General features: G+C 65.6%; 12 protein-coding genes and 4 pseudogenes. 6 read left to right on the plus strand and 10 right to left on the minus strand.

The features are described from left to right. Window positions 1-930 (plus strand): annotated as a pseudogene (locus RHBS_RS05330) (phosphoenolpyruvate carboxylase); the annotation flags it as partial. A gap of 236 nt (window positions 931-1,166) precedes the next feature. On the opposite strand, the gene pgl reads toward RHBS_RS05330, so the two are convergent. The 5 genes and pseudogenes from pgl to tkt all read right to left on the minus strand — a co-directional run bounded on the left by pgl (window position 1,167) and on the right by tkt (window position 7,600). Continuing rightward, on the minus strand, window positions 1,167-1,913 hold the full coding sequence (gene pgl / locus RHBS_RS05335) for a 6-phosphogluconolactonase (RefSeq protein ID WP_121869927.1): 747 nt from the start codon (window positions 1,911-1,913) through the stop codon (window positions 1,167-1,169). Then, window positions 1,906-2,814 carry a glucose-6-phosphate dehydrogenase assembly protein OpcA gene (gene opcA, locus RHBS_RS05340; protein WP_183130148.1) on the minus strand — a complete coding sequence of 303 codons (909 nt, stop codon included), beginning with the start codon at window positions 2,812-2,814 and terminating at the stop codon, window positions 1,906-1,908. Before opcA ends, pgl begins: the two co-directional genes overlap by 8 nt. Continuing rightward, window positions 2,811-4,367: a glucose-6-phosphate dehydrogenase gene (zwf, locus tag RHBS_RS05345; protein ID WP_094615170.1), complete on the minus strand. Its 1,557-nt coding sequence runs from the start codon at window positions 4,365-4,367 to the stop codon at window positions 2,811-2,813. Before zwf ends, opcA begins: the two co-directional genes overlap by 4 nt. Window positions 4,368-4,373: 6 nt before the next feature. Continuing rightward, a complete protein-coding gene (tal, locus tag RHBS_RS05350; protein WP_121869925.1) occupies window positions 4,374-5,498 on the minus strand; it encodes a transaldolase in 1,125 nt (374 codons plus the stop codon). 3 nt (window positions 5,499-5,501) lie between these two features. Next, a pseudogene (gene tkt / locus RHBS_RS05355) lies at window positions 5,502-7,600 on the minus strand (transketolase). A 504-nt stretch (window positions 7,601-8,104) separates the two neighbouring features. Here tkt and RHBS_RS05360 point away from each other — a divergent pair. Beyond that, window positions 8,105-9,001: pseudogene (locus RHBS_RS05360) on the plus strand (heme o synthase); the annotation flags it as partial. A 40-nt stretch (window positions 9,002-9,041) separates the two neighbouring features. Here the strand turns inward: RHBS_RS05360 and RHBS_RS05365 are convergent. Further along, the gene (locus RHBS_RS05365; protein WP_121869924.1) at window positions 9,042-10,007 is read right to left on the minus strand and encodes a quinone oxidoreductase; all 966 of its coding nucleotides are present in this window, start codon (window positions 10,005-10,007) and stop codon (window positions 9,042-9,044) included. A 136-nt stretch (window positions 10,008-10,143) separates the two neighbouring features. Between RHBS_RS05365 and RHBS_RS05370 the strand changes: the two genes are divergently transcribed. Next, window positions 10,144-10,515 (plus strand): hypothetical protein, encoded by a 372-nt coding sequence (locus tag RHBS_RS05370; protein WP_121872424.1) that lies wholly within the window; start codon window positions 10,144-10,146, stop codon window positions 10,513-10,515. Between the two features lie 139 nt (window positions 10,516-10,654). On the opposite strand, the gene RHBS_RS05375 is transcribed toward RHBS_RS05370, so the two are convergent. The 4 genes and pseudogenes from RHBS_RS05375 to mptB form a co-directional block, all read right to left on the minus strand. Then, the gene (locus RHBS_RS05375) at window positions 10,655-11,641 is read right to left on the minus strand and encodes a heme A synthase (RefSeq protein ID WP_121869923.1); all 987 of its coding nucleotides are present in this window, start codon (window positions 11,639-11,641) and stop codon (window positions 10,655-10,657) included. A gap of 72 nt (window positions 11,642-11,713) precedes the next feature. Further along, window positions 11,714-12,514, minus strand: coding sequence for an ABC transporter permease (locus tag RHBS_RS05380; RefSeq protein WP_121869922.1), 801 nt, complete (start codon window positions 12,512-12,514; stop codon window positions 11,714-11,716). Then, window positions 12,511-13,455 (minus strand): ABC transporter ATP-binding protein, encoded by a 945-nt coding sequence (locus RHBS_RS05385; RefSeq protein WP_121869921.1) that lies wholly within the window; start codon window positions 13,453-13,455, stop codon window positions 12,511-12,513. Before RHBS_RS05385 ends, RHBS_RS05380 begins: the two co-directional genes overlap by 4 nt. Continuing rightward, window positions 13,452-15,103: pseudogene (gene mptB / locus RHBS_RS05390) on the minus strand (polyprenol phosphomannose-dependent alpha 1,6 mannosyltransferase MptB). Before mptB ends, RHBS_RS05385 begins: the two are co-directional and overlap by 4 nt. Before the next feature lie 190 nt (window positions 15,104-15,293). On the opposite strand from mptB, the gene RHBS_RS05395 reads away from it, so the two are divergent. From RHBS_RS05395 to sufD, 3 genes are read left to right on the plus strand one after another with little or no spacing between them, the layout of a single operon-like run. Further along, on the plus strand, window positions 15,294-16,154 hold the full coding sequence (locus RHBS_RS05395; RefSeq protein ID WP_374700535.1) for a helix-turn-helix transcriptional regulator: 861 nt from the start codon (window positions 15,294-15,296) through the stop codon (window positions 16,152-16,154). Then, window positions 16,151-17,596: a Fe-S cluster assembly protein SufB gene (sufB, locus tag RHBS_RS05400; RefSeq protein WP_032377835.1), complete on the plus strand. Its 1,446-nt coding sequence runs from the start codon at window positions 16,151-16,153 to the stop codon at window positions 17,594-17,596. Before RHBS_RS05395 ends, sufB begins: the two co-directional genes overlap by 4 nt. A gap of 24 nt (window positions 17,597-17,620) precedes the next feature. Further along, window positions 17,621-18,811: a Fe-S cluster assembly protein SufD gene (gene sufD, locus RHBS_RS05405; RefSeq protein WP_121872422.1), complete on the plus strand. Its 1,191-nt coding sequence runs from the start codon at window positions 17,621-17,623 to the stop codon at window positions 18,809-18,811. Window positions 18,812-18,817: the final 6 nt, after the last annotated feature.

The raw sequence follows: 18,817 nt of genomic DNA on the forward strand, positions 1-18,817 counted from the left end.
GCTCTTCCACGGGACGCGGCGGCACGGTCGGGTCGCGGCGGCGGTCCCAGCTACGACGCGATCCTGGCGCAGCCGCCGGGCGTGGTGCAGGGGTCGCTGCGGCTGACCGAACAGGGCGAGATCATCGCGGCGAAATACGCCGAGCCGTCCATGGCGCGTCGCAATCTCGAGTCTCTGGTCGCGGGAACGCTCGAATCGACTCTGCTGGACGTGGAGGGTCTCGGGGACGGCGCGGAAGCCGCGTACGACATCCTGGACGACCTCGCCGCGAAGGCCCGTGCGGCATACGGCCGGCTGGTGCACGAGGAGCCCGGTTTCGTCGAGTACTTCCGCACGTCGACGCCGGTCGCCGAGGTCGGCGAGCTGAACATCGGATCGCGTCCCGCATCGAGGAAGCCGACGAACTCGGTCTACGACCTGCGAGCCATCCCGTGGGTGATGTCGTGGAGTCAGTGCCGCGTCATGCTGCCCGGGTGGTACGGCACCGGTTCGGCGTTCGAGGAGTGGGTCGGCGACGACGATGCCAAGCTCGAGGTGCTGACCGACCTGTATCGAAAGTGGCCGTTCTTCCAGACCGTTCTGTCCAACCTCGCGCAGGTCATGGCCAAGTCGGATCTGGGCATCGCGGCTCGGTACGCGGAGTTGGTTCCCGACGCAGACCTTCGTGCGCGGATCTTCGGCATGATCGAGGCCGAACACGCAACGACTGTGCGGATGTACCTGAAGATCACCGGTCACAGTCGACTGCTCGAAGACAACCCGTCGCTCGAACGCTCAGTGCACAACCGATTCCCGTACCTCGAGCCGCTCAACCAGATGCAGGTGGAAATGCTCAGGCGCTACCGCAACGGCGACGACGACGAACGCGTCAAGCGAGGAATCCTGCTGACGATGAACGGTCTCGCGACGGCACTGCGCAACAGCGGCTAGCCTCGCGCACGAGGGGCGAGGAACCGGTTGGCGGTCGATCGCGTCCAACGAGGTATGAGGCAGTGCAGCAACTCGATGGACACCTGGCGAAACGGATCCGCCTACCGCGCGAACGGTAGGCGGATCGGACAATCAGACATCCAGTGTGAGCCTCATGCCGTCGAGAACGACGGCGAACCTCGGGAACGCGACTTCGGGGCCGAACCCAGTTAGCTCGGCAGCTGTCGGGTCCGAGGTCAAACAGTGTCCAGCTTGGACGCTGCGCCGGAGTCGAGGAACCAAACCGTCGATTCGGTGCCCAGCGCGCCGGCCGACGGGACGTCGTCGGAATCGGCCCCGCCCACCGCAGCAGCGACGGCATCGGCCTTGTTCGCTCCCGAGACGAGCAGCCACACGTGCTGTGCGCGGCGAACCGCAGGCAGCGTCAGTGTGATGCGCACCGGCGGGGGCTTGGGGGAGTCCTCGACCGCCACGACGAAGCGGTGCTGCTCGCGCACTGCATCGGTGTGGGGGAAGAGCGAATTGATGTGGCCTTCGCCGCCCATTCCGAGGAGATGGACGTCGAATTGGGGAGTCGGCTCACCTTCGGATCCGGAATGCAGGATCTGCGCATACGTTGCCGCAGCCACCTCGGGGTCGCTCCCGTGCGGTCCGTCGGATGCTGCCATCCGAAACACCCGATCCGGATGGACCTCGACGTGGTCGAGCAGCGCCTGCGAGGCTTGAACCTCGTTGCGCTCGGGATCGCCCGAGGGCAGGAAGCGTTCGTCGCCGAAATAGATGTCGACTCTGCCCCAGTCGATCGAGCCGGAGTCCGTGCGTAGCGCCTCCAGCAGCGCGATTCCGGTGCCACCGCCGGTCAGCACCACCGACGCGGAGCCTCGCTCGGCCTGCGCGGCTGTGACCACGTCGACGAAGCGCGATCGTGCTGCGTCGACCAGGGCCTGCGCGTCCAAGTACTGAAGTACAGAGGTCTTACTCATAGCTCACTTTCGACAGTCCGTGCAGGGCGAGTTCGTAGATCTCGTCCGTGTCGAGTCTGCGCAGTTCCTCGGCGAGGCACTCGCGCGTGTTACGACGCGCCAGTGCGACTTCGGCGTCGGGCTGACCGGTACGCCGCAGGGTCGCGGTCTTACCCGTCTGCGGTCGCGTCAGCGAAATGCTGCTGTTCTCTCGGATCAGCTCCACCTTCAGCTCACCCGCCCGGCGGTAGACCGGCACGTCCAGTTTCGCGGCCAGCCAACCGGCCAGGATGTCGAGTGCGGGCTCCTCGGCCAGTCCCGACACCGTGGCCGAGACGACGGCCTCGAACGGAGCCTGGTCGAGCGCGGTGGCCAACAGGCCGCGCCAGTAGGTGATGCGACTCCAGGAGAGATCGGTGTCGCCCTCGGTATAGCTGCTCAGCCGTCCCTTGATCGTCGCGGTGGTGTCGGGGGAGTTGGTGGCATCGGTGATCCGTCGAATTGCCAAGCGTCCAAGCGGATCCTTCGCCGGAACGGTCGGAGCTTCGTCCGGCCACCAGGCGACGATCGGGGTATCGGGAAGCAGGAACGGGATGACGACACTGTGCTCGTGATCGGCGAGTTCGCCGTTCAGGCGCAACACGACGACCTCCGATGCACCGGCGTCGCCGCCCACCCGGATCTGGGCGTCGAGGCTCGAATCGGCTGATCGGTCTCCGTGGATGAGCACGATGACGCGGCACGGATGCTCACGGCTCGCCTCGTTCGCTGCGTCGATCGCTCGTTCGGCCTTGGCCGGATCACGGCTGGCGACGATCAGTGTCAGCACCCGGCCGATGGTCACCGCACCGCCTGCCTCGCGCACCTCCACCAGCTTCTTGCCGACCTCGGCCGTCGTCGTGGCGGGAATGTCGACAATCACGGTCTTCTCCATTCGCGTCCGGTGCGGTGCATCATCTCGTCACCCGAGGAAGGCCCCCAGGTACCGGCTTCGTACGGTTCCGCGGTGCCGCCGGAAGCCCAGAATTCCAGAATCGGATCGAGGATCTTCCACGACAGTTCCACTTCGGCATTGACCGGGAACAACGACGGCTCCCCGAGCAGCACGTCGAGGATGAGGCGCTCGTATGCCTCCGGAGAGGATTCGGTGAACGCCTGGCCGTAGCTGAAGTCCATGCTGACGTCACGCACCTGCATGCTCGATCCCGGCACCTTGGAGCCGAATCGCATCGTCACGCCCTCATCGGGCTGGACTCGGATCACCAACGCATTCTGACCGAGTTCCTCGGTCATCGTGGCGTCGAACGGCAGGTGTGGAGCGCGCTTGAACACCATCGCGATCTCGGTGACTCGGCGCCCGAGTGCCTTGCCGGTACGGAGATAGAACGGCACCCCACCCCAACGCCGCGTGTCCACCTCGAGGGTGATGGCGGCGTAGGTCTCGGTGTTCGACTCCGAGTCGAACCCCTCTTCCTCCTTGAGCCCCTTCACTTTCTGGCTGCCCTGCCAGCCCGCGGAGTACTGACCGCGCGCCGAGGTTCGATCGAGTGGCTCGGCAAGTTTGGTCGCCGAGAGCACCTTGATCTTCTCCGATTGCAGCTCCTTGGGGTTGAAGCTGACCGGCTCCTCCATCGCAGTGATGGCGAGAAGCTGCAGAAGGTGGTTCTGGATGACGTCGCGGGCGGCGCCGATTCCGTCGTAATAGCCTGCGCGACCGCCCAATCCGATGTCCTCGGCCATCGTGATCTGAACGTGGTCGACGTAGTGCGCATTCCAGATCGGATCGAACAGCTGGTTGGCGAAGCGCAGTGCCAGGATGTTCTGCACCGTCTCTTTGCCGAGATAGTGGTCGATACGAAACACGGTGTCCTCGGGGAACACTCGGTTCACGACCGCGTTGAGCTCTTTCGCGCTCTGCAGATCGTGTCCGAACGGCTTCTCGATGACCACGCGTCGCCAATTGCCGTCCTTGCTCTGCGCCAGTCCCGAGCGCGAGAGCTGCTCGAGGACGACGGGGAACGCGCTGGGCGGGATGGACAGATAGAAGGCGTGATTTCCGCCGGTGCCGCGGGTCTCGTCGAGCTCGGTCAGTGTTCGTGACAGCTCGTCGAAGGCGTCGTCGTCGTCGAAGGAGCCTTGGACGAACCGGAATCCCTCGGCGAGGGTGTTCCACACCTCCTCGCTGAACGGTGTCCGAGCATGATCGCGCACGGAGTCGTGCACGATCTTGGCGAAGTCCTGGTTCTGCCATTCCCGCCGGGCAAATCCGACCAGAGCGAAACCGGGGGGTAGAAGCCCCCGGTTCGCCAGGTCGTACACCGCAGGCATGAGCTTCTTACGCGCGAGATCGCCGGTCACTCCGAAGATGACCATGCTGCACGGGCCCGCGATACGGGGGAGCCGCTTGTCTCGCGCGTCGCGGAGAGGGTTGAGCCAGTCCGCGGAATGGAGAGGTTCGGTTTCTGCGGTGGGCACAGTCGGTCAGCTCTTCTGACCTGCTTGGCGAAGCTGCTCGCCGGTGGCCTCGAGCAACTCGTTCCAGGCGGCCTCGAACTTCTGGACGCCTTCGTTCTCCAACGTCACGAAGACATCGGTGATGTCGATACCGAGCGCCGAGATGCGGTCGAAGATCTCCTGCGATTCCGGTCCCTTGCCCGAGACCGTGTCGCCGACGACCTCGCCGTGATCGGCAACCGCGTCCATGGTCTTCTCCGGCATCGTGTTCACCGTGTTCGGTGAGACGAGCTCGGTGACGTACATGGTGTCGGGGTAGGCGTCGGACTTCACGCCGGTCGACGCCCACAGCGGACGCTGCGGACGCGCGCCGCTACCGACGAGCTCGCGGAACCGAGGAGCGACCTCGAAGATCTGCTGGTACGCCACGTATGCGAGACGAGCATTGGCCAGAGCGGCCTTGCCCTTGAGTGCCTCGGCATCGGGGGTGCCGATCGCATCGAGCCGGGAATCGATCTCGCTGTCCACGCGGGAGACGAAGAACGACGCGACCGAGTGGATCTTGTCGAGGTCGTGACCGGCTGCGCGCGCGTTCTCGAGGCCCTCGAGGTAGGCGTTCATCACCAGTTCGTAGCGCTCGACGGAGAAGATCAGCGTGACGTTGACGCTGATGCCCTCGCCGATCACCTTGGCGATAGCGGGGATTCCTGCCTCGGTGGCCGGAATCTTGATGAGCAGGTTCGGGCGGTCGACGATCTTCCACAGTTCGACGGCCTGCTCGTACGTCTTGTCGGCATCGTGTGCCAGGCGGGGATCGACCTCGATCGACACCCGACCGTCGACGCCTGCACTGGCCTCGTACTGAGGCATCAGGATGTCGCACGCCTCACGAACGTCGTCGGTGGTGACCGTACGGATCGTGGTCTCGACGTCGGCACCTTCACCGGCGAGCTTGGTCACCTGCTCGTCGTATGCCGCGCCCGAGCTCAGGGCGGCCTGGAAGATCGACGGGTTGGTCGTCACTCCGACGACACTCTTGGTGTCGATCAGGTCCTTCAGGTTGCCCGAGCGGATGCGATCACGGGACAGGTCGTCCAGCCATACCGAGATTCCGGCGGCGGAGAGCTCTGCGAGATTCTTGTTCTGGGTCATGAATTATCCCTTCACATTGGTGATGGAGCGCTGTGCGGCTGCGGTGACGGCCTCGGCGGTGAAGCCGAACTCGCGGAAAAGTGTTGCAGCGTCGGCAGATTCGCCGTAGTGCTCGAGCGAGATGATCTCGCCGAAGCCGCCGACGATCTTCCACCACGGCATCGCGATGCCGGCTTCGATCGACACCCGGGCCTTGACGGTGGGCGGGATCACCTGGTCGCGGTAGTTCTGATCCTGGCTCTCGAACCACTCGACGCACGGCATCGAGACGACGCGGGCGGCGATGCCCTGCGCCTCGAGCTGCTTCTGTGCCTCCACGGCGTACTGCAGCTCGGAACCGGTGCCGATCAGCACGACGTCGGGGGTCGCCTTGGACGACTCGACGAGGATGTATCCGCCCTTGGAGACGCCCTCGTAGCTGGTGCCCTCGAGAATCGGGATGCCCTGACGGGTCAGCGCGAGGCCGACGGGTCCGCTGCTGCTGGACTTGGCCAGCACTGCCTGCCATGCGAATGCGGTTTCGTTGGCGTCACCGGGGCGTACCACCGACAGGTTGGGGATGGCCCGCAGCGCGGCGAGATGCTCGACCGGCTGGTGCGTCGGGCCGTCCTCGCCGAGGCCGACGGAATCGTGGGTCCACACGTAGATGGGGTCGATGTCCATGAGCGACGCGAGCCGAACCGCAGGCCGCATGTAGTCGCTGAACTGCATGAACGTTCCGCCGTATGCGCGGGTCGGGCCGTGCATGACGATGCCGGACAGGATGGCGCCCATCGCGTGCTCACGGATGCCGAAGTGCAGCGTGCGGCCGTACGGCTCGGCGTCCCAGTCGTCGGTGGAGATCGACGTGGGGCCGAAGGACTTCGCACCCTTGATCGTGGTGTTGTTGCTGCCGGCGAGGTCGGCCGAGCCGCCCCACAGTTCCGGGAGAACGGGTCCGACGGCGTTGAGGACCTCGCCCGACGCCGCACGTGTCGCGACGGCCTTGCTGCCGGGCTCCCAGGTGGGCAGAACGTCGGTCCAGTTCTCGGGCAACGTGCCCTGGGTCAGGCGGTCCAGCAGCTTCTTGCGCTCGGGCTCGCGCGCAGCCCAGGCGTCGAATTCGACGGTCCACTCGGCGTGGGCCTTGCGGCCGCGCTCCTGCAGCTTGCGGGTGTGGCCGATGACCTCGTCGGTGACCTCGAACGTCTTGGCGGGGTCGAAATCGAGTGCCTGCTTGACCTTCGCGATCTCCTCGTCGCCCAGTGCGGCACCGTGGACTGCACCGGTGTTCATCATGGTGGGGGCCGGGAAGCCGATGATGGTGCGCAGCACGATGATCGACGGCTTGTCGGTGACGGCCTTGGCAGCCTCGACGGCCTCTTCGATCGCGGTGACGTTCTCGCCGCCTTCGACCACCTGGACGTGCCAGCCGTAGGCTCGTAGCGCGCGGCGGTGTTCTCGCTGAGGGCGATGTCGGTGGAGTGCTCGATCGAGATCTTGTTGTCGTCGTAGAACAGGATCAGGTTGCCGAGCTGCTGAGTACCGGCCAGCGACGAAGCCTCGGACGTGACGCCTTCTTCGATGTCTCCATCGGACGCGATGACGTAGATGAAGTGGTCGAACGGGCTCTCACCCAGAGCGGGTTCGGGATCGAACAGGCCACGCTCGCGGCGTGCCGCCATGGCCATGCCCACGGCCGAGGCGAGTCCCTGGCCGAGCGGGCCGGTGGTGATCTCGACGCCGTCGGTGTGGCGGAACTCGGGGTGTCCGGGTGTCTTGGACTTGTAGGTGCGCAGCGCCTCGATGTCGGCGAGCTCGAGTCCGAAGCCGCCCAAGTACAGCTGCAGGTAGAGCGTCAGGCTCGAGTGGCCGCACGAGAGCACGAACCGGTCGCGGCCGATCCAGTGCGTGTCGGTGGGGTCGTGGCGCATGGTGCGCTGGAAGAGGGTGTAGGCGAGGGGGGCCAGGCTCATCGCGGTTCCGGGGTGGCCGTTGCCGACCTTCTGCACTGCGTCCGCTGCCAGAACACGAACGGTGTCGACCGCTCGGGTGTCCAGGTCCGTCCAGTCGCTCGGGTGGTGCGCCGTGGTGAGGACGTCAATATCGTCTGTGATCGACACGAGCAGAAATCTCCTGACATTCGTTCGAGTTGTGGCTCCGAGGAATCGTCGCTCGGCGGCCACTGCGATGCGCCTGGGAGAAGCACGTGCGCAGTCGGTGCCGAAGGACGTCCTTCACCAGCCTAGTTCTGTCCGACCCTACTGTCGTGCCTTCCCCCGGGCGATTGCGCGCGGGTTACTCGTAGGCGACATATTCCTCACTTTGGGTGCCCTGCGAATTGGAGGTGCAAACCCAGCCGTCTACCATCGGTCGTAGTAGGCGCACGTTCGTCGGCCCCCGCGGTGGTAGTTGCGGAGGACCGCGCGTGCGCGCAGGCGCCGAAGTGTCGCCGTGGAGAGACAACCCGCGTGCCGGTGGCGCGCGAGCAAGTGGCCGAGCGCCAGAGAACGACAGTCGTGCGAGGAGACGCAGTGCGAATTGGGCAGCAGCCGGGCGGACACGGTTTCGCCGGCGGCCCCGGATTCGGAGCAGACGACAAGGGTGAGCCCACGCAGGCCGCGCCGGTGACGTCCGCCCCGCGCAGAGCATTCGCACTCTTTCTTGCGTATGTCGCGCTCACGAAGCCCCGGGTCATCGAACTCCTCCTCGTCACGACCATTCCGGCGATGTTGCTGGCAGACCGAGGAAACGTCGATCCGTGGCTGATCCTCACCACGCTGTTCGGCGGAATGCTGGCCGCGGCCAGCGCCAACACGCTGAACATGGTGGTCGACGCAGACATCGACAAGGTGATGAAGCGCACCGAGAAGCGCCCACTCGCCCGCGGTGCCATGCCCGTCTCGCACGCCCTGATCTTCGGGCTCGTCCTGGGTGTGTTCTCGTTCTTCTGGCTGTGGGCTACCACCAACCTGCTCAGCGGTGTGCTTGCCGTCGTCACCATCTGCTTCTACATCTTCGTCTACACCCTCGTGCTCAAGCGGCGCACCTCGCAGAACGTGGTGTGGGGTGGCGCGGCCGGTTGTATGCCGGTGATGATCGGTTGGTCCGCCGTGACCGGCACGATCGGGTGGCAGGCGCTGGTGATGTTCCTTGTGATCTTCCTGTGGACGCCGCCGCACACCTGGGCGCTCATGCTCCGTTACAAGGAGGACTACCAGGCGGCCAACGTGCCGATGTTGCCTGCTGTCGCCTCGGAAACGAAGGTCACCAAGCACATCGTGCTCTATGCATGGGCCACCGTTGCCGCAACGCTCGCGTTGGCGCCGGGCTCGGGCGTCGTCTACGCGGCCGTCGCCGTGGCGTCGGGAGTGTGGTTCCTCGTCGTCGCTCATCGCCTGTACGCAGGCGTGCGAGCGGGGACTCCGGTCAAGCCGCTGAAGTTGTTCATCCTGTCCAACGAGTACTTGGCCCTGGTGTTCTGCGGTCTTGCCGTGGACTCGGTGCTCGGCTGGCAAACGCTCGCCAGATCTTTTCCTGAGCGAGCGTCCGCCGAGAGCCGGATCAGGGAACCAGAACGATGGACCCGATCGTCTTGCGTGACTCGAGGTCGATATGGGCCTGCGCCGCGTCCTCGAGTGCATAGCGCGCACCCACCCGGACCGTGAGCGCTCCGCTCGCCATCGCTGCGAACACATCTCCGGCGCGCCACTCCAGTTCGGCTCGGTCTCGGATGTGATGCGCGAGCGTGGGCCTGGTCAGGAACAGAGATCCTGCGCCGTTGAGCCGCTGCGGATCGAGAGGCGGGACCGGACCGCTCGCGGCACCGAACAAAGCCAGCGTCCCTCTGATCCGAAGCGACGCCATGCTGGCCTCGAACGTCTCGGCACCGACACCGTCGTACACCGCATGGACGCCCTCGCCGTCGGTGATCTCGCGCACGCGTGCGGCGATGTCCTCGTCGTAGCGCAACACGTGGGCTGCACCGGCATGTGTGGACCGCTCGGCCTTAGCATCCGTGGAGACCGTGGTGATCACGTTCACGCCCTTCGCCACCGCCATCTGCGTCAACAGCAGCCCGACGCCACCTGCGCCGGCGTGCACCAGGACGGTCTCACCCCGCTGGGCCGGGTAGGTGGATTCGATCAGATAGTGCGCCGTCATGCCCTGCAGCAGCGCCGAGGCGGCCTGATCGGCAGGAACGCCGTCGGGTACCGCGATGGCGGACGAGGCGTCGACCAGGACGTATTCGGCGTAGCTACCCGGTGCTGTGGCCCAGGCGACGCGATGTCCCGGTGCGAAACCGGTGACGTCTGCTCCGAGTTGTTCGATCACCCCTGATCCCTCGTCGCCGGGAACGTACGGCAGCGCGCGCGGGTACAGTCCGCGCCGAAAGTACGTGTCGATGTAGTTGATGCCGACGGCGTCGATCCGAACCAGGAGTTGACCGGGTCCCGGCGTGGGTATCGGAACGTCGACGATGTTCATGACCTCGGGTCCGCCGGTGTTGTCTATTCGAATGGCACGCATGAGCACCGTTCTACACGGGCGCGTCGCACCCGGGTACACAGATCCGCTCGATGCACGCATGCGAGCGAAGTTACCGATCAGTAACGACTCGACGGGTCGATGCGGGGATCGTGGACGACCTCGGTATCGTGTCGGCATGGCTACCGAAATCGACAGTGCGGGTATCGAGAAGAACGAGTCGAACGACGTTCCCAAGGGAACGCTCGCGGCAGTGAAGAGCTTCCTCGCCGACCACGGCAACTCTGCCAACGTGGTGATCCAGCCGGTCGGTCGGGCCGGGACTCGGCTCACCATGGTCGGTGCCGACGGCGTCCTCGGGGACCAGGTGGTGGCGACGACCGCCATCGCCCGCGCGATCGTCGACGGTCTCGACCAGTTGACCGAGGCCGAATGGGACCGCGAGCTGGTCAGTTCGGTCAATCCGGCACCCGGACACCACGAGAAGATGGCCGGGTGGGTAGCCAATCAGAAGAAGTTCCCGAAGGCGCGCAACCAGGCGATCGTCTGAGCGGAGAAAAGTCGCAAAACTTGTTCGATTCGGCGGGAACCAACTCGGTACCCGGTGCGTCGAAGTCAGTGGAGGGGCAGTCGGCCATCTGAGGGGGAGGTCGGCTGCCCCTCCACCCTGTTCGAAGCTCGACCGATCGTCACGAGCGAACTGCAACGTCCTCGGTGGTCTCGATCTTCTCGGACGTGGCCGGGCCGCGAGTTCGGCAGGCCGCCCAGACGGCTGCGGTGGCGGCGGTACATGCGCCCGCACCGGCCACGTGGAAGGCGACGAGCACGGCCGGAACCCCGGTGAAGTACTGGACCAAGCCGATCAGAGACTGTGCCAGCACCAGAGCGATCAGGACATTGAGTCGAAACTTGACCGCCTTCGGCGCACGCACTGCGTACAGGGCGAATGCCAGTCCGACGAGCAGGGCCAGGTAGCCGACCAGGAACTGCGAGTGCGCGTGCACCAGCGTCACGATCTCGATACCGAGGCGCGGCACCGGTTCTTCGACGCTCTTGTCGCCTGCGTGCGGACCGGCTCCGGTCACCATGGTGCCCGCGATCAGCACGCCCGTCAGTGCGATTCCGGACAGCCCCGTCAGCGCTCGCAGAGCACCCGGCACCGTGGGCGTCGACTCCGATGGAGCATCGCTCTCGCCCACCTTGGCGTACAGCAGCGTGGCCAGCCACACCATCGCCATCGAGACGACGAGGTGAACGGCGACCGTCCACCACAGCAGTCCGGTGAGCACCGTGAATCCGCCGATGACGGCCTGCACGACGGTACCGAGTGGCATCAGCCACGCGAAGAACAGCACTTCCCGACGACGCCGCGCCCTGGTGACGGCGATGACGACAGCGGCGGCCGCGAGAACAACCACGAACGTGAGCAGACGATTGCCGAACTCGACCGCCTGATGCAGAATCGGCACCTCGGACACCCCGACGGGAGTGAAGCTGCCGGGGAAGCACTGCGGCCATGTGGGGCATCCGAGACCGGATCCGGTGACGCGAACGACGGCACCGGTGACTGCGATGCCACCCTGCGTCAGGATCGCGATGAATGCCAGCACCCGTTGCACTCGAAGCGAGGGCAAGGGCAGGAGATCGACGACGCGCAAGAACGCTCTGTACAGCACCCCACGATGGTAAACGCCGATCAACTACACAGCGTCGTTGGGTGGCGAGCGTCGTTGGGTAGCGAGCGTCGATCAGGTGAACTTGAACGTGCGGACGGCGAGGGTGCCGCACACCACAGCCCACACCAGCAGTACGACCACGCCGAAGATGTCGAAGGACGAGGACACACCTCTGCTCAGGGCCTCACCCAGCGCGCCGGACGGAACGATGCGTGCGACGTTCTGCAGTCCTTGGGGGATCTGGTCGTCCACGAACACCGCGCTGCCGATTCCCAGCATCACGAACCAGGCGATGTTCGCGAGCGCCAACACGATCTCGGCGCGCAGGGTGCCGCCGAGCAGCAGTCCCATCGACGCGAAGGTGATGGTTCCCAGAGCGATGATGACGGCCCCGAGCAACAGACCCGTCGCGCTCGGTCGCCATCCCAGAGCGACGCCGATCGAGCCGAGCAGAATCGACTGCAGAATCACCACGATCACCACGGCGGCGGATTTGCCGCCGATGATGCCCCACCGCGGAAGTGGTGTCGCCCCGAGCCTCTTGAGAGCGCCGTAGCGGCGATCGAAGCCGACAGCGATCGCCTGGCCGGTGAACGCCGTCGACATGATGGCCACCATCATCACGGCCGGGACCACTCGGGCAACTCGGTCGGTGCCGAGTTCGCCGAAGGGCAACAGGGTCAATCCGATCAGCAATGTGATCGGGATGAACATCGTCAGCAGCAACTGTTCACCGTTGCGCAGCAACAACTTCAGTTCGAGGCGGGTCTGCGCGAGGAGCATGCGCGCAGCCGACGCGGGCTGCGGGCGAGGCGAGAACAGGCCTGTCTCGAATCGGTTGTCGGCGAGCCGGGCTTCTCTGCGCACGGTCACTTCCTCAATTCTCTGCCGGTCAGCTCGAGGAACACGTCCTCGAGGCGGCGCTGGTCGACCTGTAACTCGGTGGCCAACACGTCCTGCTGTGCACACCAGGACGTGACGATCACCAGAATCTGCGGCTCGATCACGCCGGAGACCACATAGGAGCCGGGCGTCGGTTCCGACGGTACGTAACCCGGGGGAAGAGCCGCGTCGAGCAGGGACAGTTCGAGTCCCGGGGGTGCGGTGAAGCGCAGTTGCCCCTCGGCACCCTGCTTGGTCAGTTCCGACGGTGTGCCCGAGGCGACGACGCGTCCGTTGTCGATGATCGTCAGCCGGTCCGCGAGCTGCTCGGCCTCGTCCATCAGATGTGTCGTGAGCAGTACGCCGACACCGTCGCGGCGCAGGGCGTCGATCAGCTCCCACACCAGCAGCCGGGCCTGGGCGTCGAGCCCGGCGGTCGGTTCGTCGAGGAAGACCAGTTCGGGCCGTCCGACAATGGCGCAGGCCAGGGCCAGTCGCTGCTGCTGCCCACCGGAGAGCCGCCGGTACGGGGTGCGGACGGCAGAGGTCAGGCCGAGGCAATCGAGCAGCCAAGCCGGATCGAGTGGGTCGGCCGAGTACGAGGCGACGAGTTGGAGCATCTCGCCGGCTTTGGAACCGGGGTACGCACCTCCGCCCTGGAGCATGACGCCGATGCGTGGCCTCAGCTGCGCCGACTGTGCGACGGGATCGAGACCCAGGACCCGGACCGAGCCGCTGTCGGGTACGACGAATCCCTCGCACATCTCGACGGTGGTGGTCTTTCCGGCACCGTTGGGGCCCAGCAGCGCGAGAACCTCGCCGGGGCCGATGTTCAGGCTCAGTCCGTCGACGGCACCGACACCGTCGTACGACTTGCGTACGTCGGTCAGTTGTACGACAGGTTGCGTCGCGTCGGACGTCCCGGAGATCACGAGGACTCAGCGTATTCGTCGGTGCTGCGGTCGCGTGCCGGTGGTCCGGTGCGGGAGGGCCACGGCATCCGGTTTCGCGTGAGGAGGTAGAGCACTGCGATGGTCAGGATGGTCATGACTGCGGCCTGCACGATCTGGAACGGCTGGTACTCACTGCCGTTGGGCATGAGGATCACGCTGACCAACGATGAGAAGGCGATGGCAGGACGCCGGAACGAGGGAGTCGTGGCCCACGCTGCCAGCGGAATCACTGCCCACAGCAGGTACCAGGCTGCACCACCGGGAACAAGAGAACAACGGCCCCGAGCGCGACGCCGAGTGCGCCGACCGGATGCAGGCGGCCGCGCAGAACGGCGATCAGCATCCGGACGACGATGATCCCCGCGACAACGCCGGCGATCGGGCGAGTGAGACCCAACACAGCGGTGGTGTGATCGCCGAGGCCCAGCAGCACGCCGACGAATCCGGTGCCCAGACCGAGGATCGTCGGAATCGACATCCAGCTGCGTACCACCCCCGCAGTACCCAGAGTGTTGATCCAGCCGAAGCCGAGCCCACTGCCCAGGCTCACGGCGACTTGGACCGCGACGGCGATCGAGCCGAGCAGGAGCGCCGCGTACATCACGGATCTGAGGGTCCCGCCCCATCGCCTCGACAATGCCATCCCCACGAAGCCGAGCGCGATGAGCGAGGGGATCTTGATCGTGGACGACAGCGCGATCAGGCCTGCTCCGCCGACGAGAAAAGCGATATCGGTGCTGCGTAGAGCACCCGAGTGCTCGATCGCGCGAAGCGCCAGTTCGGTGCCCGCCAGCATGAGCCCGATCATCAGGGCTTCGTTGTGGATACCGGCCACCAGGTGGAACAGCAGCAACGGGTTCGCGGCACCGAGCCACAGCGCCGTTACCGACGCGACCCCGCAGCGTCGGGCGAGACGGGGCAGCGACCAGACGATCAGCGCCACGCCCACCAGCGCGAGCAAGCGATGAAGAAAGATGCCCGCAACGATGTTCTCGCCGGTCAGGTACGTGATTCCGCGCCCCATCCACAGGAACAGCGGACCGTAGGGTGCTGGGGTCTCGCGCCAGATGTTGGGAACCGTTCGGGTCAGGACGTTGTCGGCCCCGAGTGCATCGACCGGACCGACCTCGTACGGGTCGAGTCCGCGTGCGGTGATCTCGCTCTGGGCCAGGTACGAGTAGACGTCACGCGAAAACATCGGCGGTGCCACACTCAACGGCAGGATCCACAGCAGCAGCGTGCGGTCCATCTGGGAACGAGTGAGCCGACGCGGGGTGCCTCCCGATCGCGTGCGTCCCAACGCGAATCTTCCCAACAGCAACCACGCGAGCACCACGATGACGGTTCCGGTCATCGTGACGGTCAGTGCGGTGGTCGCCATCCGGGACGGCAGGCTCAGAAGTCGGACACCTGCGATCGGGTTCTGCAGCACCGGTTGCGCTCCCGCGCCGAGGGCACCGATCGCCATCAGCAAAGCGCCCGCGGCCCCGAAACGGCGGATGTTCCTGAGCTGGTTCGTTTCCGACGGATTCAGCCCCGGTGCTTCCGGCTCGTCTCCGTGCAGGGTGGCGACGCCGCCGCCAGGCGGACTGGACTCGAGCCCGATGACTCGACGCGCGGGGGCCACGACGAACCGGTGGACGAGCGCAGTCGGCGTGGACTTCGATGTGCCGGACACCGAGGGAGACTCGGGACCGCTCGCGGAAGGTGAGCTCTCGAAACTGGGCTCACTGTCGGTCGATGGCACAGTGGGAGCGTAGCGGTGCACTCACGCGGGATCTCCACCGTGCTCGGTGAGCGAGCCGCATAGGGCACCCTTGCTGGACCGGTTACCGCAATTCCGTCACACTGGTGTTGTGAAAACAACCGAGAGTTCGCTCGTGCGTCCGGGAAGTGTCGAGTCATCGGCCTCCGGCGCAGGCGTTTCGTCGGTGCGACCCACGTCGGCCCCCGAGGGGCAGACGCGGAGCGCTGTGGTCACTCTGCTTCTCGAAGAGGGTCCCATCACCGCCTCCGACATCGGTACTCGGCTGGGGTTGAGCGCGGCAGGTGTCCGACGTCACTTGGACGCACTGATCGACGTGGGCGAGGCCCGCATCACCACTCCTGCGGGTGCTCGGCAACGTGGTCGGGGACGACCGGCGAAGCATTTCCAGCTCACCGCGGCCGGGCGTAACCGTCTCGGCCACACCTACGACGATCTTGCCGGTGCCGCCATGCGGCAGCTACGCAAGATCGGTGGAGACGCGGCCATCGAGACATTCGCCCGGCAACGAGTCAACACGATCGTGGCCGACGTGGAGCCGGCGACGGGATCCGATGCGCATGCCGTGGAGGACGCCGCCGACCGAATCGCCGACGCGTTCAGTGCGGCAGGTTTTTCTGCCACCACCCGTCAGGTGGGCAACGGTGTGCAGATCTGCCAGCACCACTGCCCGGTGTCGCACGTCGCCTCCGAGTTTCCGGAGCTGTGCGAGGCAGAGCAGACCGCGTTCGCCGAGATCCTCGGCACGCACGTGCAGCGTTTGGCGACCATCGCCAACGGCAACTGCGCGTGCACGACGCACGTGCCGCTGTCACCGACGCGGCACTCGAACATCGATAGTTCCGACAAGAAGACTCCCGACGCGCAGCCCCGCGTCGGAGAACGCCCACGCCTCCGGAAGGAGCCCGCATGACCGTCACACCAGACCAGGTGACACCCACCGCGCCGCTGACCCAGGACGAGACCATCGCCTCGCTCGGCACCTACGGATACGGCTGGGCCGACTCGGACGTAGCCGGTGAAAGCGCCAAGCGCGGTCTTTCCGAGGCCGTCGTCCGCGACATCTCACAGAAGAAGAGCGAGCCCGAGTGGATGCTCGAGGCGCGCCTCAAGGCGCTCAAGACGTTCGAGCGCAAGCCGATGCCGAACTGGGGTTCCAACCTCGACGGTATCGATTTCGACAACATCAAGTACTTCGTGCGGTCCAGCGAGAAGCAGGCTGCAACGTGGGAAGACCTGCCCGAGGACATCAAGAACACGTACGACAAGCTCGGCATCCCCGAGGCGGAGAAGCAGCGCCTCGTCTCCGGTGTCGCCGCTCAGTACGAGTCCGAGGTCGTCTACCACTCGATCCGTGAGGACCTCGAGGCTCAGGGAGTGTTGTTCCTCGACACCGACACCGCCCTCAAGGAGCAGCCGGAGCTGTTCCGCGAATACTTCGGCACCGTCATCCCCGCAGGCGACAACAAGTTCTCCGCGCTGAACACCGCGGTGTGGTCCGGTGGATCCTTCATCTACATCCCGCCGGGCGTCCACGTGGACATCCCGCTGCAGGCCTACTTCCGGATCAACACCGAGAACATGGGTCAGTTCGAGCGGACGCTGATCATCGTCGACGAGGGCGCATACGTTCACTACGTCGAGGGCTGCACCGCGCCGATCTACAAGTCGGATTCGCTGCACTCCGCCGTGGTGGAGATCATCGTCAAGAAGGGCGGCCGTTGCCGCTACACGACCATCCAGAACTGGTCGAACAACGTCTACAACCTCGTCACCAAGCGCGCCAAGGCCGAGGCAGGCGCAACGATGGAGTGGGTCGACGGCAACATCGGCTCCAAGGTCACCATGAAGTACCCGGCCGTCTGGATGACCGGCGAGTACGCCAAGGGCGAGGTTCTCTCGGTCGCGTTCGCAGGCCCGGACCAGCACCAGGACACCGGCTCGAAGATGCTGCACCTGGCACCGCACACGTCCTCGAACATCGTCAGCAAGTCCGTAGCTCGCGGCGGTGGCCGGACGTCGTACCGCGGTCTGATCCAGATCAACAAGGGAGCGCACGGTTCGCGCTCGACGGTCAAGTGCGACGCGTTGCTCGTCGACACGATCAGTCGTTCCGACACGTACCCGTACGTCGATATCCGTGAGGACGACGTGTCCATGGGCCACGAGGCCACCGTCTCGAAGGTGAGCGACGATCAGTTGTTCTACCTGATGAGCCGCGGCATGACCGAGGACGAGGCCATGGCAATGGTGGTGCGCGGCTTCGTCGAGCCGATCGCTCGCGAACTGCCGATGGAATACGCGCTCGAGCTCAACCGGCTCATCGAGCTGCAGATGGAAGGGTCGGTCGGATAAGTGAACAACCCCCTCACCGGAGTGATGGGTGCCGTGGCATCCGAAAACCCCGAGTCGGCCAAGGAAGACAAGTCGAAGCTCGTCGAGAACAAGGGCGCTCAGTTCACGTCCTACGACGTGAATGCGTTCGAGATCCCGTCCGGCCGTGACGAGCTGTGGCGTTTCACGCCGCTGCGTCGGCTGCGCGGCTTGCACGACGGTTCCGCTGTCGCCGACGGGGCCGCTCAGGTCACCGTCGGCGCCCCGGAATCGGTGGTCGTGGAGACCGTCGGTCGCGACGACGAGCGACTGGGCAAGGCCGGCGTTCCGGCCGATCGTATTGCCGCTCAGGCATTCTCGGCGTTCACCGAGGCCACGATCGTCTCCGTGCCGAACGAGGTCGAGGTGTCCGATCCGATCGAGATCACCGTCGACGGTCCCGGTGTCGACCATGTCGCCTACGGCCACGTGCAGATCCGGCTCGGTACGTTCGCTCGTGCCACCGTCGTGATCGACCAGCGGGGTAGCGGCACGTACGCCGAGAACGTCGAGTTCGTTCTCGGCGACAGCTCGCAGTTGCACGTAGTAGTGATTCAAGACTGGCAATCCGATGCCGTGCACGTCGCAGCACACCATGCACTACTGGGACGCGACGCCGTGCTGCGGCACTACAACGTCAGTCTCGGCGGCGATCTGGTGCGCATCAGCCCGACCGTGCGCTACAGCGCGCCCGGCGGCGACGCGAACCTGCTCGGTGTGTACTTCGCCGACGCAGGCCAGCACCTCGAGCAGCGACTGCTCGTCGACCACTCGGCTCCGCACTGCAAGTCGAACGTGATGTACAAGGGTGCGCTGCAGGGCGAAGTCGGTCCGGGCAAGCACGACGCGCACACCGTCTGGATCGGCGACGTTCTCATCCGCGCCGAGGCCGAGGGCACCGAAACGTACGAGCTCAACCGGAACCTGGTACTCACCGACGGCGCTCGCGCAGACTCGGTGCCGAACCTGGAAATCGAGACCGGCGAGATCGTCGGGGCAGGCCACGCCAGTGCGACCGGCCGCTTCGACGACGAGCAGCTGTTCTACTTGCGCGCTCGCGGCATCTCGGAGGAGGTGGCCCGACGCCTGGTCGTCCGCGGTTTCTTCCACGAGATCATCGACAAGATTCCGGTCCCCGCCGTGCGCGAACGTCTGGACGCTGCCATCGAGACCGAACTCGCCGTCGTCGGCGCGTAGGTCTCA

It is taken from the genome of Rhodococcus sp. BS-15 (assembly GCF_000813105.1).
GTDB lineage: Bacteria > Actinomycetota > Actinomycetes > Mycobacteriales > Mycobacteriaceae > Rhodococcoides.

What these genes read in the sequence shown, in the direction of transcription:
- sufB (WP_032377835.1), top strand. Translation starts at nt 16,151, where the DNA reads ATGACCGTCACACCAGACCAGGTGACACCCACCGCGCCGCTGACCCAG.
- sufD (WP_121872422.1), top strand. Translation starts at nt 17,621, where the DNA reads ATGGGTGCCGTGGCATCCGAAAACCCCGAGTCGGCCAAGGAAGACAAG.
- tal (WP_121869925.1), bottom strand. Translation starts at nt 5,498, where the DNA reads ATGACCCAGAACAAGAATCTCGCAGAGCTCTCCGCCGCCGGAATCTCG.
- RHBS_RS05365 (WP_121869924.1), bottom strand. Translation starts at nt 10,007, where the DNA reads ATGCGTGCCATTCGAATAGACAACACCGGCGGACCCGAGGTCATGAAC.
- pgl (WP_121869927.1), bottom strand. Translation starts at nt 1,913, where the DNA reads ATGAGTAAGACCTCTGTACTTCAGTACTTGGACGCGCAGGCCCTGGTC.
- RHBS_RS05370 (WP_121872424.1), top strand. Translation starts at nt 10,144, where the DNA reads ATGGCTACCGAAATCGACAGTGCGGGTATCGAGAAGAACGAGTCGAAC.